Below are 14533 nucleotides of genomic sequence, written 5' to 3' on the forward strand. Positions count from 1 at the left end.
TCGGGGCCAACGTGGTCGAGGGCTTCGAGACCTACCACGTGATGAACCCGTACGACGACGGCATCGGCATGGACACCTACGTCGACTGGCTCATCGACGCCGGCTACCCGATCGCCCGGGTGCCCGGATACGCGGCCTGGTTGGCGCGGTTCGACACCACGCTGCGGGCACTGCCCGAGAAGCAACTACCAGTCACCCGAACACCCGATCAACGGGTCCCTCGCGCCGGCGGATCACTTCCGGGCCGCCGCGCAGGACGCCAAGATCGGGCCGGACAAGGACATCCCGCACATCTCCGCACCGGTGATCGTCAAGTACGTCACCGATCTGGAGCTGCTCGGCCTGCTCTGACCGGCCCCCAAACTGCCCACCTCCGCGCGCGACCTCCACTCACCGCTCGGAGGTGGGCTCTTGGGTGCCGGGAGTCGTCAGGGCGCGACGTCCACGTAGACAGGCGTGTACACAACCTTCTGCAAAGTGTCCCCGCCTCCACCAGGCACCGTCTCGGTGACGGGCTGCCCCGGGCGGATCGACGTCACGTGACACACCGAGAGCGGCTCGGCGCCGACCTTGTTCAGGATCACCCGGTAGCCGTTGGCCTGAAGGTCCTGGATCGTGGTGGCGGCGTTCACCGAACCGGTGGGGGCCGCCGAGGCCAGGCCAGCGGATCCCATCGCCGCGGCGATCAGACCGGCCGCAACGGCAGTGGTGCGGATGTAATTCGTCATGATGTTGCTCTTTCTGGTGAATTGGAATGGTTATTTATAGATAGGCAGGCGGGTTACAACACGACGCCGAGCAAAAGCGCCACCAATTACTGCTGCGACTGAGTTCCGAAGGGAACAAACGGACTAGGCCCGAACGGAACGAACGGGTCCGCCCCGAATGGCGTGGACGGGTTGGGGCCGCCGGCGACGAACGGGCTGGGGTCGCCGGGGTGGCCCGCGCTGGGGCCGTACACCTGCGCGGGGTCGGGTCCGTGGCCCCCAAATGGGTTGGGGCCGTACATCTGCGCCGCATCAGGCCCGTAGGGCACCATCGGGTTCGTGCCAGCCGGGACGTACGGGTCGGCACCGCCCGTCGGGTTGGCGGCAGCGGCGGAAGCCAGGGGGCCGGCGCCCAAGGCGATCGCGGCGGCAATGCCGAATCCTGCAATGAACCGCAGTGGGGTTGGGAAAGTCATGATTTGTCCTCATTCTTCGTTGAATTGGCTCGGCGCTGTTTGAATCGCCTCACTAAGAAATAGGCGGGAGGGTTACACAATGGTTGCCGCGAATTTGGGCACAAAAATGGCTCTGGCCAACGACCGGGAATGGTCGTTGGCCTGAGCCTCCGAAAATGCCAGAAGGGATGTCAGAAGTCGCGGGCGCTCCCGCCTCGCGCCGCGAACGCTGCAGCAGCGCACAGCACGACGGTCAGCACTTCAGCGAGCACGCTCACGAGCGCCTGTGGTGCGGGATTCCAGCCGTGCTCCACGAAGCCGAAGATCCCTACCGTCCGCGACAACGCGAAGGCCACCAGCGAGCCCAGCGCGCCTAGCCCTGCCACCCACTGCAGCCATCGCGGACCGCCTACCGCGATCAGAATGGCCAGCGCCACAAAGACACTCGCCTGCACCAGGAACGCCGGCCCGATAGTCGGCACGTACCGATACCCATGCACATAGAGCTCGGCGTGGATGAGCCCGCTGACCGCCAATGTCAGACTGATACCGGCCCGCGACCCCACCGTGGCGGCGGGGAAACTGCGTGTGGGTGTGCTCATTTCAGCGTCTGCTCCTTCAAGGCGAGGGCGTCGTTGCCCTTGGTGTAGCTGACCTCGCGAATGCCGAGAGCGTCCTTCAGCTTCCCGGCAGGCAGCGTCACCGGTTTCGGCGCGGGTCCGTCACCAGGATGGGGCAACGGATACGCGGTGGTAGTGCCACTGTGGAAGGTGACGTTGCCCTCGGTCTTCGTAAACAGCTGGTGCACATGACCGTTCAGACACGTCACCGACGAGAACCGGCGCAGGTAGCTCAGCGCCTGGGTGGCGTCGTCGGTCCCCCAGCCCCAGTCCGGGTACATCGCGAATAGCGGGATGTGGCTGAACACAACAATCGGGGTGTCGCTCGACAACCCCGCCACGTCCTTCTCGATGAACTCGAGCTGATCGTTTCCGAGGTGGCCGAGCTTCTTGAAGTTGAGCGTGTTCACCAGAGCGATGACATGCACGCCCGCGGTGTCGAAGCTGTACCAGCCGCCGCCGCGCGTTCCCGCACCGAAGGCCTGCATGTATTGCCGCGCGCCTTCGTCGATTGTGTCGTGCTCGCCGGGAACGGTGAAGATGTGCGGCGTGTTGATACCCGCCATCATCTGTTTGACCTGATCGAACTGCTCCGGCGTCGCCAGGTGCGTGAGGTCACCAGTATGGATCACGAAATCCGGGGTGTAGCCCAGGCTGTTGACTTGATTGATCGCCTCGGTGAACGTCTGCGTGACGTTCGTATTGGCCGGCCCGTTGAAACCGATATGGCTGTCGCTGATCTGGGCGAACCGCAACGTCGGTCGCGCCGGTTGCGCCGCGCCGGACATGGCCGAACCGGCCACATGCGAGATGACCTCTCCCCCGGCCACGGTCAGCACGACGGCCGCGCCGAACCACGCCGAGTGGCGCATCAGCTGGCGTCGGGTCATCCCCTGCGGATCCTGTTGCTCTGTCATTTGGTCACGACCACGGTGCCGTGCATGAACGGGTGGATCGAGCACACGTAGTCGTATGAGCCCGCGTTGGTGAAGGTGAACGAGTAGGTGCCGCCGGTACCCATGCCGGGTGAGTGGAACGTGGACCCGTCGCCGCTCACGATGGTGTGCGGTTCCTCGTCGTGATTGGTCCAGGTCACCGTGGCACCGACCGGGATCGTCAACGTCACCGGTGCAAACGCGAAGTTCGTGATATCGACGGCATTTCCGCCCTGTGCTGCCGGCGCCGGCGCATCCGCGGGTGTACCGGGCATCGGAGCCGTCATGGCTGGCATTCCGGGCATGGCAGACATACCCGGTGTCACGCTGACGTCGGTGGCGAACGTCACCGATGGTGGCGCGGTGGCGGTATCGCTGCCGCCCGAGCAGCCGGCGAGCAACAGCACGACCGCCGCACCGGGAAGCATGGCGAGCGCGAGCCTTCGGTGTTGGTTCAAGCGGCGTCGGAACAAGCGGCGGTGGGACAAATAGTGTCGAGACAACGTGCACCTCCGTGGTTGGATCGCGAGTCCAGAGCTTGGACCGCTCACCAAGAGATAGGGAGGCGGGTTACACCGCGCCGACCAGCGCGACGGCGGCGACGTGGTCGGCGACCTCGGGCGGCATCGGCGTGGGCAGGGCCATGCCCGGTAGACCTGGGGGCACGGCATCGGCGGTGGCGAAGCCGGTCACGACCGCGCAAACCTCTGAACCGTGACGAAACTCAAGCCGGTTCGGTCGGCTCGGCGGGCGCGAACACCTGGATCTCACCGTCGGCCTCGCGCACCTCCAGTTTCGGCAGCGGCGCAGGCGAGATCGACAGCTGATGGGTCAGCACCTGGCCCTCCGGCGAGAACGACGTCCGATGGCACGGGCAGCGCAGCCGGGTGTCGGGCTTGTCGAACCACAGCCGGCAACCCTGGTGCGTGCACACCCCCGACACCGCCTCGGGCTGGCCGTCGACACGGCGGACGAACCCGATGACCGAGCCCACCTCGAACGGATGCATCACGCCATCCTCGGTGACCTCCGAACTCTTGCCGACGGCCTGCCAACTGCCCTCGTTGGGGGTGAGCTCGCCGCCCCCGGCCGTCACGTCGGGTGCGTTGTCGTCACGAATCACCAGCCGATCCACCGCGACCGCGGCGACCGCGGCAGCCGCTGCCGCGGACGTCCCGACCACCACCTGGCGGCGGGTGGCCGTCGGCAGCCGGCGCACATTCGTCGTCGAATCCGGGTCGCCGTCCATCTGGGCGGCGAGGCGGCTGTGCAGATCGGACAGGAATTCCTGACGCGGCGCATCGGCACCCGGCCGGGCGGCCTGCAGGTCGATGGCGGTGCGGATCTGCTCGGCCTCGAAGTCGTCGGGCTCGAACGGCTTGGGACGACGACCGGCCGCGAGGTCGTCAATGTAGCGCCGCAGTCCTCGCGCGTTCATTGCTCGCCCTTCCCGTTGACCTGTGCTGCCAAGCGTAGAGCCCGATGCTGCAGAACCTTGGCGTTCGCGACGCTGATACCCAGCTCGTTCGCCGAGTCCTTGATCGAACGGCCATGCAGGAAGCGCAGTTCCAGTATCTGGCGGTAGTTGTCGGGCAGCGCCCGCAGCACCTCACCGACCCGCTCGGGCGCGGTGCTGATGGCCTCTTCGCTCTCGGGGGCGGCGAGCTCGAGTTCGTCGATCGTGGTGATCTTGCGGCCGAGCGTCTGGCGCCAGTGCGCGGCGAGGACGGTCCGGGCGGTCGCCCGCAGGTAGGCGCGAACCTCCGCCTTGGATGCCGTGATCTTCAGCGGCTTCAGCGCCGCGAGAAACACTTCGGCCGTCAGGTCCTCGGCGTCGGCCCGATTCCCGACGCGCGCGAAGATCGTGCGGTACACCCAGGTCGCGTTGTCCTGGTAGACCGCCTCCCAATCGGGATATCGGTCTACGGGCACCGCCTTCAGTACCCGGGGTGGGTCGGGTTCGCGCTCCACCATCACGAGGTTGGGCCGCCTATTCACATGAAAGTCCGTTCGCCTAAATCGTGGCTCCGACTATCAATAGGGACTCGGGTTACACCACGTATTCACAGGGAACGTGCAGGAATGTCGCGCCGGCGGATCACTTCCGGGCCGCCGTGCGGGACGCCAAGATCGGGCCGGACAAGGCAGACGGTCCGCCATGCGGGCCGGATCAGCCGTGCCGGGCTGCTTCCTGCGCGAGTTGTACGCGAGAGGTGAGTCCGAGTTTTGAGTAGACGTGGGTCAGGTGGGTTTGCACGGTGCGCGGTGAGACGAACAGCCGCGTGGCGACGTCGTTGTTGGCGAGCCCTTCGCTGACCAGCCGTACGACGTCGCGCTCGGTGGGCGTGAGTGAGTCCCAGCCACTCGCGGGGCGTTTGCGTTCGCCGCGACGGCGCTGGGCGTAGGCGATCGCTTCTTCGGTGGACAGCGCGGCGCCCTCGGCCCACGCGGATTCAAAGTCCTTCTCGCCCATCCCCTCACGAAGCGCTGCCAGCGGGAATTCGAAGAAGGCGTCGAAGATCTTGAACCGGACGAGGCCGCCGCGCTGCCGGATGGCGTCTGCGGCGCCGAACAGCCGCGCCGCTTCACGGTGACTGCCGGCGCCGACGGCGAGTAAGGCGAGGCACTCGAGGGTATCGGGAGCGGCGGCGTATGCACCGGTGCTGGTGGCGGTTGCGAGCGCGTCGTGCGCGTCGCGGGCGGCCTGTTCGGGCTCACCCTGTGCGATCGCAACGCCGGCGCGCGTCGTCAGTGCCAGCGACAGGTGTAAGCCGCTGGTCGCCGCGACCGCGTCGTCGGCCAAGCGCCGGGCCGCGGTCAGATCGCCGCGCACCAGCGCCGCCTGAGCCGCGTAAGCGATCCAGATCGCCGCCTGCTTGGGCTGACGATTGAGATGGGGCAAGCCCGCCGCGATCGCATCGTCCGCGGCGGCAACGTCGCCCGCGGCGAGGGTCGCGATAGTCAACCCCGCGTAGGCGAGGCCTGGAAAGAATCCGCCGAGCTCCGCGCCGGCCTCGACGGCCGCGTTGGCTGTCTCCCGCGCCGCACTCGGGTCGCCGTGGTGCGCCAGCATGAGGGCCTGCATGAATAGGGCGCAGCACTTCCAGAGCGTGTCGTGAGCCGCGTCGGCCTCGGCAATCACCTCACGTAGTTGCGTGACGGCTCCAACGAAATCACCGGTCATCCCTTGTGCCACACCGAGACTCCACCGGCACCCATCCGACGCGAACCGGTCACCGATGGCTTCGGCGAGGTCGCGTCCTTCTTCGGCGGCCGCGCGTATCGTGATCGGATCACCCACCATGACCGCCCCGTACGCCTGCCAGACCAGGATCTGGCTGAGCCTCCACCCGTCGCCTATCGAGCGGGCCAGGCCGATCGCCTCGGCGAAGTATGGGCGGGCCACCTCGGGGTCGTAGACCGCGAAGCTACCGCAGGCCGTCAGGGCCCGGGCCAGCAGGGCGGGGTCATCGACTTCCCGCGCGATCGCCAGCGCTTGAAGGGCTTGGTCCATGCTGTCGGTGCCACCTGCATGCATGTCAAGCATGACGTTGTCGGCGAGCGCGCGCGCCCGAACCGCCGGCGCCACGTCGTCCGGGTGTGCGTCCGCGTCGGCGAGGACTGCGTCGAACCAGGCATGCCCTTCCCGGATCCGTCCTCGTGCGAGCCACAGTGACTGCAGTGACGACGCCAGCTGCGACGCAAGCTCGATATCGGAGTTTTCGCGGCTCCATGTGAACGCGGCCCGCAGGTTGTCGATCTCGGTCTCGGCCTGATCGAGACGCTCCTCGTGGCCGCTGGGCGCCGGAGTGTCGAGCGTCGCCGCCATGGTGGTGTAGTAGTCGCGGTGACGGGCACGCACGGCGTCGGCCTGGCCTGACTCGCCGAGCCTTTCCAGAGCGTACTGGCGCACCGTCTCCAGCAAACGGTATCGCGTTCGGCCACTGGCCGTTTCGGCCACCACCAGAGACTTGTCGACCAACAGTGTGAGCAGGTCGAGGACCTGGAAGCGTTCCACGTCGCCGCCGCCGACGACTGCCTCTGCGGCGTCGAGGTCGAACCCACCCATGAATACCGCCAGCCGAGCGAACACGACCCGTTCAGGCTCGGTCAGCAGCGCATGCGACCAATCCACCGAGGCCCGCAACGTCTGCTGACGGCGCACCGCGGTGCGGGCACCGCCGGTCAGCAGCCGGAAGCGGTCATGCAGGCCGTCGCGGATCTCGGTCAGTGACAAGACGCGCACCCGCGCCGCCGCCAGCTCGATCGCCAACGGCACCCCGTCGAGTCGCCGACAGATCTCCGCCGCGATGGCGTCGTCGTCGTCGGTGAGGCGGAAATCGGGGCGGACCCGGCGCGCGCGGTCGGCGAACAACTCGATCGCCTCGTCGGCCAGCGACAGCGACGGCACCCGCCAACTCACCTCACCGGCCACCCCGATCGGTTCACGACTCGTGGCCACAACCGTCACCGCGGGGCAGCCGCCCTGCAGGCGACAACCAGCGCCGCGCACGCGTCCAGCAGATGCTCACAGTGATGACCCGCCCCGAGTTCAGTCCGATCCGCAGCTGCAGATCAACTCCGTCACGGCGTGCGACCTCGGCGGCCAGGCGCTGCGCCTCCTCCTGAATTCCGAGGGCTGCCAGACATGCGCGCAACGCGTGGTCCTCCAGGGCGGCCGGGGCACCGAAGAGCGCCATGATGCCGTCGCCGGTGAACTTATCGACGGTGCCGCCACGGCGCTGCACGATCACCGCGGAGCGGTTGAAGAGGCAGGTCATGATCTCCCGCAGCCGCTCCGCGCCCAGCGCTACGGCGATATCCATCGAATGCACCACATCGGCGAACAGGATCGTCACCTGTTTGTATTCAGCCGGCGCGTACGACGGGATGCTCGGCGACCCGCACATGTGGCAGAAGCGAGCGCTCTGCAGCAGCTCGGTGCCACACTTCCGGCACGACGTCGCTGTCACGAAGCCGTACCCGATGGCCTGCGCGATACAGACCGCCGATGAGCATTTGGGCGAACGCCATTGGGGCCATTTCCACCCTGGCCGCGCCTTCGACCGAAGGCGCTGCTGTCACGGCGCCGGCACCGGCGTGCGCTCCACCAGCTGCTGCACGTGTGCGAGCACATCACGAACGTCCCACTGCATCTGAGTAAGTGATTTTGAGATATGGTCCCGACGATCGAAGATCAACAGCTCGATCCGATGCCATTGACCAGTGCGGGAAGGTAATTCGGTGATTGCGCATTACGACCGCGATCGTGCCGTGCGCATCGGCGATATCCAGGGGTCGGACGTGCACCGGAACGGGCGCACAGCTGATGAAGCAGTAGGTTTCTTAGCACGCCCGAGCACAGTTTGCGCCTGCACACTCCCCCTACGAGGCGTCACTGACCCAAATCGGGATTTCGTCCTGCCGGCAAGTCTGCGCCGGCGAGACCGTCCTGGCAATAGCCCTCGGCGTATGGGTGCCACGGTTCAGATTCCCCACGGGCTCGTTGCAGGCCTCGTTGCCCATCTGTGACGCGAGAGTTAAGCGATTTCAAGAAAAAGTGAGCGGAGCACGCACGGCCCCGCTCGCGCTTTCTGCTCCTAGCAGGTCAGCGTGTCCCCTTAGAACAGATACTCTGAGTAGCATGTTCCGCCGCTCCCCCGGCTGCTCAAACACTCACCCGTGTTTCATGGATAATCCTCATTATGCGTGAAAGAGTAAGCCGCGTTCGTTATCATGGTGTGGTGCAATGTGTTTCGTGCTGCAGTTTTGTACCAGCTGCGCAAGTGTCGAGTTGCAGCGAAGATTGACCGGAATCGCCGGGCTACTTTGACAAGAACCGCCCCGGGATGTCCGGAGACTCTGGACATCCCGGGGCGGTTCATCTTCAGCTCCCGAAACACCGCTGATTCTCATAGAGATTCGTGAACCAACGCCGGCTGACATTCACCTCCGGGTTTCGTCACTGTGATAGGCAACTGAAATGGTGTGAGAGGACAGAGTCACCGGTCAATGCGCTCACACCTGGCCACGCTCAAACCGATCGCGCGGTGGCCACGGCGCGCAACAGGACGTCCATCTCAGCGTCGGCGTCCGGTCCAGCCATGAGAGTGGCGAACACCTCGTCCACTTCAGCTCGTCGCGCGAGTTCCTCGGCGATCGCTTCCTGCGAGCCGCAGATCACCAGCGCATCGAGCAGATCGTCGGTGACCGTGCCGTCGCCGGACTGCGGATATCCGGCCGCGGCGAACATGGTCGCGTACACCGGTGAGTTCACGAAGGGTACGAGGTGCGGACGTGCCCACTCCAAGGCCTGCGCACGGTTCTCGGTGACGGCAACCGACACCTGCTGCACGATGTGCGGAACAGCACGGCCAGTCGACTCGGCGCCCCGGGCGAGCGCAGGTCGGGCGATGTCGTCGAGGTAAGCCGGCGGGCAGTGCCAGGACATCGCCGCGTCAGCCACCACTCCAGCGGTCTCGAAGGCCTTGGGGCCCAGCGCGGCGAGCACGACGGGAGTCCCCGGCGCGGAAGGGAATACGGCGTCGACAGTGTAGAAGGTTCCTTGGTGATGCACCTCTCCTTGCCGAAGCCCGGACCGCAGGACACTGACGTATTCGGCCATCCGCGCCAATGGCTGCGACACCGGCGCGCCAAGTACGTCCGCCGTCACGACCAGATTGCCGGTCCCGACGCCCAGGCGCAGCCGGCCGGGTGCAAGCGCTTCGAGGGTGGCAGCCTGGCTGATCAATGCGACCGGGTGACGCGTGAACGCGGGCACGATGGCGGTGCCGACGATGACGCGTTCGGTTCGGGCCAACGCGGCGGCAAACAGTGTGGGCGTGTCGTAACTAGTTACGGGCATGACCGCCCAGACCGCCGGTACACCCGCAAGCTCCGCCCGTTTGATCAAGGCGACGTTGTCTGGCACGGATGATGCGAAGAAACCCAATCCGATCTGCATGTGGCCCATCTTGCGGCCTGAGCCGCCGGGCCGACAGTGGCCCGAATGCCAATAAGTGAAAGAATCTGGCCATGATCGATAAAAGGACAGATGGGCGGCGGCACCGTGTCGTGGTGATTGCGGTGGATGGGGTCATCCCGTTCGAGTTCTCGATACCAGCTCGTCTGTTCGGGGCAGCCCTAGACGAGGCCGGACGACCGCTCTACGAAGTGGTCACCGCGTCGGTGGACGGAGAATCCGTGCGCACCAACTCCGACTTCATGATCAAGCCTGGTTCGGATCTCAGTGCGATCAGATCGGCCGACTCGATCGTCGTACCAGCAGTGGACCTGTGCCGGCTAGACCGGCGCCAGGTTGACGTGGTAGTCAAGGCGCTTCGGCACCCGCGGCCGGGCACGAGAATCATGTCCATCTGCACTGGCGCTCAGATCGTGGCGATGACCGGACTGTTAGACGGCCGCCCGGCGACGACACACTGGAACCACGCCGCAGCGTTCTCCGGCGAATTCCCCACCGTGCGGCTCAACCGCGACGTATTGTTCGTCGACGACGGTGATGTGCTCACGTCGGCCGGGGCGGCGGCGGGCGTCGATCTTTGTCTTCACCTCATCCGCCTGGATCACGGCAGCGGTATCGCCAACGCCGTTGCGCGCGCGTGCGTCGTCGCGCCGTGGCGGGAAGGCGGGCAAGCCCAATTCGTCGCGACCCCCATGCCGGACAGCGGTGACGCGTCTACAGCCTCCACCCGCGGATGGGCCCTGCGGCACTTGGATTCCGACCTGACACTGGCGACCATGGCCCGTCACGCGTCGATGAGCATTCGGACCTTTAGTCGACGGTTCCGCGACGAGACGGGTACGAGCCCGAGCCAGTGGCTCATCGGGCAGCGCATCGACCACGCGCGTCGCCTGCTCGAATCGACCGAACTGCCCATCGATCAAATCGCCGGCGCTGCGGGCCTCGGCACTGCAGCCTCCTTGCGCGCGCATCTGCGGAACGCGATCGGCGTGTCCCCCAGCGCCTACCGCCGCACGTTTCACGGGCCCTCAGATGCGCCCGTCAGGGATTAACTCAACTCAGCGCGCCCGATATGTGGAGATCCAAATCTCGCGATGCTCACCCTGAGGTACGCGATAGGCACGCGACGAAATGCCCAGCCGCAAAAAGCAATTGCCTGACATCGTCCGTGAGACGCCCGCTCGTCGACGCGTACTAGATTCGACCTTGCTTAACCTTCGGTCCCATTTGACGCATCCGTCCGTAGCCCACAGATGCCGCAGGAACAGCGCGACCTGATCGTTCGGCGCGGCGAAGACCTCCGCTGGCACGAACTTGTCCTAGCTCCGCTCATCGAACAGACCTAGCCCGTCGAGCCAGGCTGCAATGGGATTCCGCTTGCCATGAGTCAAGTGATACGGCGCCGGCAGTCGGAGCGTGGTGACCCTGGCCGCCGGGTATTCGTCGCGCTTTGCGGTGACACCGAAGTGCTTGGCGCCAGTGTCGATGAGGAGAACCTCAGAGCAGTCACCAAGCGGCCTCGATCCGCTTCTCCGAACGGCTCGCCGAAGCCGGGATCCAACCCTCGGTCGGCGCGGTCGGCAATCCTATGACAACGCGCTGGCCGAGTCGATCAACGGTCTGTACAAAACCGAGTTGATCAGACCACGCAGACCGTGGCGGACCATCGAAGAGGTCGAGCTGGCTACTGCCGAATGGGTCCACTGGTTCAACCACCGCCGCCTCTACGAGTACTGCGGCGACATACCGCCGGTCGAATTAGAGACCGCCTATTACGCTCAACACCGGAGTGCAGCCGCCGGCTGAGTTCTGCGATCAGAAAGTCGCGGCGGTCAAGTGCCCCAGCGTCACCGCATCCGCCCCCGACCACCGCCAGATTCCTTTCCGGCCTTGACGCGTAGGAGCCGCAAATGACCCGATCGGCGTCCCCACGATTCTGGCTAGCGCGGATCCGGCCCGTGGTGATCGCAGTGACGGCCACGGCAATGGTGGCGTTGGCTGCGTGCTCATCTACGGTCCCGTCGACTTCTGGTGGGTCGGCGACATCAAGCGCGCAGGCCAGCACTCCACTCGCAGGTGCGGTCGCAACCCAGCTCGATGACGCGATCGGTCAGGCCATGACAAAGGCATCGATCCCCGGGGCAATAGTCGGCATCTGGGGTCCGGCGGGAAACTATGTGCGGACCTTCGGTGTCGCCGACAAGGCGACCCGTGCGCCTATGTCAACCGACATGTATAGCCGAATCGGCAGCCTGACAAAGACATTCACCATTACCGCGCTGCTGCAACTGGTCGATCAGGGGAAGCTGGCGCTCGACGATCCGATCTCGAAGTACATGTCCGGCGTACCGTCGGGCGACCAGATCACGCTGCGCGAGCTGGCCCAGATGCGCAGCGGACTGATCACATTCGATGACGTGACGCAGTTCCTCGATCCATACATAGCCGACCCACACAAATCCTTTACCCCTGCCCAGTTGCTCGGCTACGCACTCGACAAACCCCTGCAGTTCCCACCCGGCACCCAGTACCAGTACTCAAACACCAACACCGTGCTGCTGGGTCTCGTGGTCGAAAAGCAGAGCGGTCAAACCCTGCAGGACTACATAAGCGAGCACATCCTCGCCCCACTGAAGATGACCCACACCAGCTTTCCGACCACGCCAGCGTTCCCCGACCCGCACCCGCACGGATACACGACTACGTCACGCACTCCATCGCCACCATGGCCTTTGCATGGGGCAGCGCAGATCACCACCGACTGGAACTTTTCCTGGGCCTGGGCGGCCGGAAACATGATCTCCACGCTCGACGACATGCGGATCTGGGCGCGCGCACTGGCCACCGGGACGCTGCTCAAGCCGGAGACCCAGCGGCAGCGCCTCGACACCACGGTGCCGATGAACCCCGAGCAAACTGCCTTCTACGGTTTAGGTATCATCGACGCCGCCGGTTGGATCGGACACACCGGCGTCATGTTCGGCTACGAAACCATGGCGTTCTACCTCCCCCAGACGCAGACCACCCTCGTCTTCTTCATCAACACCGACGTCCCACAAGAGGCCTACGCGACACTTGCGCACGCAATCACCAGCGTCATCAGCGCTGACCACGTAATCGGCTGATACCGGCAAGCGCCATGCCGCTACTTCTGGGCTTGGCAGAGTTTGTCTCAGACCGAATATGCGGAAATCAAATATACGGGTTAACCAGCAGACTGATGGCACATCAGTTGCACTGCAGCGCTATTGAACCGTCGAAGAGATCGCATACTCCACCGCTCGCGGCATCGACTGGTTCAACCTCCGCCGCCTCTACCAGTAGAGCGGCGACATCCCACCTGTCGAACTAGAGACCGCCGACTACGCTCAACATCGAGACCAGCCGCCGGCTGAGTTCTCACACCGGAAAGTCTCCGGACTCCCCGGGCCGGTTCATCGTGTCATTTCTTCAGGCGACGCGTGTGGAACCCGGAATGCTTCTGCGGAGGAGCAAGTAAACCGGCGGTTGGAACGTAGCCCCATTAAGGCACGTGACCGTGGCAACCGCCGCGAGCGACGGCAATAACGCGGTCTCCGGTGTCGCCATGGCTCGGTTCGACGTGGACCGATGTGTCGGTGAACATGCTCTGGATCGCCGGCCGTACAGTCGGCAAATCGACCGGCCCTCTCCCCATGTCACTACCAATGCGCCACAGTGACGAATTACCTTGGAGCGCAGGGCTATTGGCATATCGCATCGACTTGGTCGCCCATCGGCGGGCGGGCTTGGAGGAGTCGGCTGGGCATCCGACAAACCCCGCCGGAGCCGGAGCGAAATGTTGGTTAACCCCTACTTCTCCAGGGTGAACTGATTGACATCGAGGTACCCGCCGCGGAACAGGTCCGCGCAACCGGTGAGGTACTTCATGTAGCGGTCGTAAACCTCTTGCGACTGGACCGCGATGGCGTCGTCTCGATGGGCCTCCAACGCGGCTGCCCACTGGTCGAGCGTCTTTGAATAGTGTGGTTGCAGCGACTGCACCCGGCTTACCCGGAACCCGGCATTACTGGCCTGCGTTTGGACCATCGACACGGTCGGCAGTCTGCCGCCGGGGAAGATCTCGGTGATGATGAACTTGACGAACCGGGCAACCCTAAGTGTGATCGGGATACCCAGTCGCACGCAGTCGTCCTGGGTTATCCCGCAAATCGTGTGCAAAAGCATCGAACCGTCGTCGGGCAGCGCGCTGTAGGCCATGTCGAAGAAGGCGTCGTAGCGCTCGTGGCCGAAATGTTCGAATGCGCCAATGCAGACGATCCTGTCGACCTTGCCCTCGAATTCCTCCCAGCCCTGCAACCGCACCTCGACGTGGCGGTGCGTCGGGACCTTGGCCAGCTTGGCCTCGGCATAGTCGCGCTGGGAACGGCTGAGGGTCAAGCCGATGACGTTGATGTCGTAAGTTTCGATCGCCCGTTGCATACCGCCGCCCCAGCCGCAGCCGATGTCCAGCAGCGTCATACCCGGCTGGAGGTTCAGCTTGCCCAGGGCCAGATCGAACTTGGCGTTTTGAGCCTCGTCGAGGGTCATGTCGTCGCGTTCGAAGTATGCGCAGGTGTACCCGAATGTGGGGCCTAAGAACAGTTCAAAGAATTCGTCCGAGATGTCGTAGATCGACTGCAAAACCTCGTAATGCGGACGTAGCTCACCCATCCATGCGATGTTAGGCCGCCATTCGAGTTTGAGAACCTCATCACTGGTCTCCGGACATGCCGGGGCGATTCGGGGGACGCTGTACGTTCTCAAAACGCATGTCATACGCCGAGGCCCCGACCAGCGATGATGCGGCTTGTCT

General features: G+C 64.8%; 13 protein-coding genes and 4 pseudogenes. 4 read left to right on the plus strand and 13 right to left on the minus strand.

Translation table 11 applies throughout. The features are described 5' to 3' along the window. A pseudogene (locus tag QOC69_RS26305) lies at positions 1 to 351 on the plus strand (carboxylic acid reductase); the annotation flags it as partial. Positions 352 to 428: 77 nt separating this feature from the next. On the opposite strand, the gene QOC69_RS26310 reads toward QOC69_RS26305, so the two are convergent. The 11 genes and pseudogenes from QOC69_RS26310 to QOC69_RS26360 form a co-directional block, all read right to left on the minus strand. Continuing rightward, positions 429 to 728, minus strand: coding sequence for a hypothetical protein (locus QOC69_RS26310; protein WP_526445201.1), 300 nt, complete (start codon positions 726 to 728; stop codon positions 429 to 431). Between the two features lie 86 nt (positions 729 to 814). Continuing rightward, positions 815 to 1183: a hypothetical protein gene (locus tag QOC69_RS26315; protein WP_526445203.1), complete on the minus strand. Its 369-nt coding sequence runs from the start codon at positions 1181 to 1183 to the stop codon at positions 815 to 817. A gap of 170 nt (positions 1184 to 1353) precedes the next feature. Beyond that, positions 1354 to 1764: a hypothetical protein gene (locus QOC69_RS26320; RefSeq protein ID WP_526445206.1), complete on the minus strand. Its 411-nt coding sequence runs from the start codon at positions 1762 to 1764 to the stop codon at positions 1354 to 1356. Continuing rightward, positions 1761 to 2699, minus strand: coding sequence for a metallophosphoesterase family protein (locus QOC69_RS26325; RefSeq protein WP_526445208.1), 939 nt, complete (start codon positions 2697 to 2699; stop codon positions 1761 to 1763). Before QOC69_RS26325 ends, QOC69_RS26320 begins: the two co-directional genes overlap by 4 nt. After that, positions 2696 to 3145, minus strand: a complete 450-nt coding sequence (locus QOC69_RS26330) for a cupredoxin domain-containing protein (RefSeq protein ID WP_526445210.1) — start codon at positions 3143 to 3145, stop codon at positions 2696 to 2698. Before QOC69_RS26330 ends, QOC69_RS26325 begins: the two co-directional genes overlap by 4 nt. A gap of 142 nt (positions 3146 to 3287) precedes the next feature. Beyond that, positions 3288 to 3410, minus strand: a complete 123-nt coding sequence (locus tag QOC69_RS26335; RefSeq protein ID WP_526445212.1) for a hypothetical protein — start codon at positions 3408 to 3410, stop codon at positions 3288 to 3290. A gap of 31 nt (positions 3411 to 3441) precedes the next feature. After that, complete coding sequence (locus tag QOC69_RS26340; protein ID WP_526445214.1) at positions 3442 to 4155, minus strand: Rieske (2Fe-2S) protein; 714 nt, start codon at positions 4153 to 4155, stop codon at positions 3442 to 3444. Beyond that, positions 4152 to 4691 (minus strand): RNA polymerase sigma factor, encoded by a 540-nt coding sequence (locus QOC69_RS26345; RefSeq protein ID WP_526445225.1) that lies wholly within the window; start codon positions 4689 to 4691, stop codon positions 4152 to 4154. Before QOC69_RS26345 ends, QOC69_RS26340 begins: the two co-directional genes overlap by 4 nt. A 196-nt stretch (positions 4692 to 4887) precedes the next feature. Then, a pseudogene (locus QOC69_RS26350) lies at positions 4888 to 7253 on the minus strand (LuxR C-terminal-related transcriptional regulator); the annotation flags it as partial. Next, positions 7241 to 7690, minus strand: a pseudogene (locus QOC69_RS26355) (adenylate/guanylate cyclase domain-containing protein); the annotation flags it as partial. The pseudogenes QOC69_RS26350 and QOC69_RS26355, both read right to left, overlap by 13 nt. Before the next feature lie 1061 nt (positions 7691 to 8751). Then, on the minus strand, positions 8752 to 9681 hold the full coding sequence (locus tag QOC69_RS26360; protein WP_526445216.1) for an LLM class flavin-dependent oxidoreductase: 930 nt from the start codon (positions 9679 to 9681) through the stop codon (positions 8752 to 8754). A gap of 71 nt (positions 9682 to 9752) precedes the next feature. Here QOC69_RS26360 and QOC69_RS26365 point away from each other — a divergent pair, with 71 nt between their 5' ends. Continuing rightward, positions 9753 to 10751: a GlxA family transcriptional regulator gene (locus tag QOC69_RS26365; protein WP_526445218.1), complete on the plus strand. Its 999-nt coding sequence runs from the start codon at positions 9753 to 9755 to the stop codon at positions 10749 to 10751. Between the two features lie 6 nt (positions 10752 to 10757). Here QOC69_RS26365 and QOC69_RS26370 read toward each other — a convergent pair whose 3' ends face one another. Beyond that, positions 10758 to 11009 carry an LAGLIDADG family homing endonuclease gene (locus tag QOC69_RS26370; protein ID WP_526445220.1) on the minus strand — a complete coding sequence of 84 codons (252 nt, stop codon included), beginning with the start codon at positions 11007 to 11009 and terminating at the stop codon, positions 10758 to 10760. Positions 11010 to 11209: 200 nt separating this feature from the next. Between QOC69_RS26370 and QOC69_RS26375 the strand changes: the two are divergent. Further along, positions 11210 to 11505, plus strand: a pseudogene (locus QOC69_RS26375) (integrase core domain-containing protein); the annotation flags it as partial. A 104-nt stretch (positions 11506 to 11609) separates the two neighbouring features. Next, positions 11610 to 12824 (plus strand): serine hydrolase domain-containing protein, encoded by a 1215-nt coding sequence (locus tag QOC69_RS26380; RefSeq protein ID WP_526445223.1) that lies wholly within the window; start codon positions 11610 to 11612, stop codon positions 12822 to 12824. Between the two features lie 706 nt (positions 12825 to 13530). Here QOC69_RS26380 and QOC69_RS26385 read toward each other — a convergent pair. Then, positions 13531 to 14391, minus strand: coding sequence for a cyclopropane mycolic acid synthase family methyltransferase (locus QOC69_RS26385; RefSeq protein WP_526445227.1), 861 nt, complete (start codon positions 14389 to 14391; stop codon positions 13531 to 13533). Positions 14392 to 14533 lie beyond the last annotated feature (142 nt).

It is taken from the genome of Mycobacterium sp. (assembly GCF_032162105.1).
In the GTDB taxonomy this organism is placed as follows: domain Bacteria; phylum Actinomycetota; class Actinomycetes; order Mycobacteriales; family Mycobacteriaceae; genus Mycobacterium.

Bases quoted from the DNA above. Each gene is read 5' to 3' on its own strand.
- QOC69_RS26330 (WP_526445210.1), bottom strand. From the start codon at position 3,145: ATGCTTCCCGGTGCGGCGGTCGTGCTGTTGCTCGCCGGCTGCTCGGGC.
- QOC69_RS26365 (WP_526445218.1), top strand. From the start codon at position 9,753: ATGATCGATAAAAGGACAGATGGGCGGCGGCACCGTGTCGTGGTGATT.
- QOC69_RS26385 (WP_526445227.1), bottom strand. From the start codon at position 14,391: ATGGGTGAGCTACGTCCGCATTACGAGGTTTTGCAGTCGATCTACGAC.
- QOC69_RS26360 (WP_526445216.1), bottom strand. From the start codon at position 9,681: ATGCAGATCGGATTGGGTTTCTTCGCATCATCCGTGCCAGACAACGTC.
- QOC69_RS26345 (WP_526445225.1), bottom strand. From the start codon at position 4,691: ATGGTGGAGCGCGAACCCGACCCACCCCGGGTACTGAAGGCGGTGCCC.
- QOC69_RS26320 (WP_526445206.1), bottom strand. From the start codon at position 1,764: ATGAGCACACCCACACGCAGTTTCCCCGCCGCCACGGTGGGGTCGCGG.
- QOC69_RS26340 (WP_526445214.1), bottom strand. From the start codon at position 4,155: ATGAACGCGCGAGGACTGCGGCGCTACATTGACGACCTCGCGGCCGGT.
- QOC69_RS26310 (WP_526445201.1), bottom strand. From the start codon at position 728: ATGACGAATTACATCCGCACCACTGCCGTTGCGGCCGGTCTGATCGCC.
- QOC69_RS26325 (WP_526445208.1), bottom strand. From the start codon at position 2,699: ATGACAGAGCAACAGGATCCGCAGGGGATGACCCGACGCCAGCTGATG.
- QOC69_RS26380 (WP_526445223.1), top strand. From the start codon at position 11,610: ATGACCCGATCGGCGTCCCCACGATTCTGGCTAGCGCGGATCCGGCCC.
- QOC69_RS26315 (WP_526445203.1), bottom strand. From the start codon at position 1,183: ATGACTTTCCCAACCCCACTGCGGTTCATTGCAGGATTCGGCATTGCC.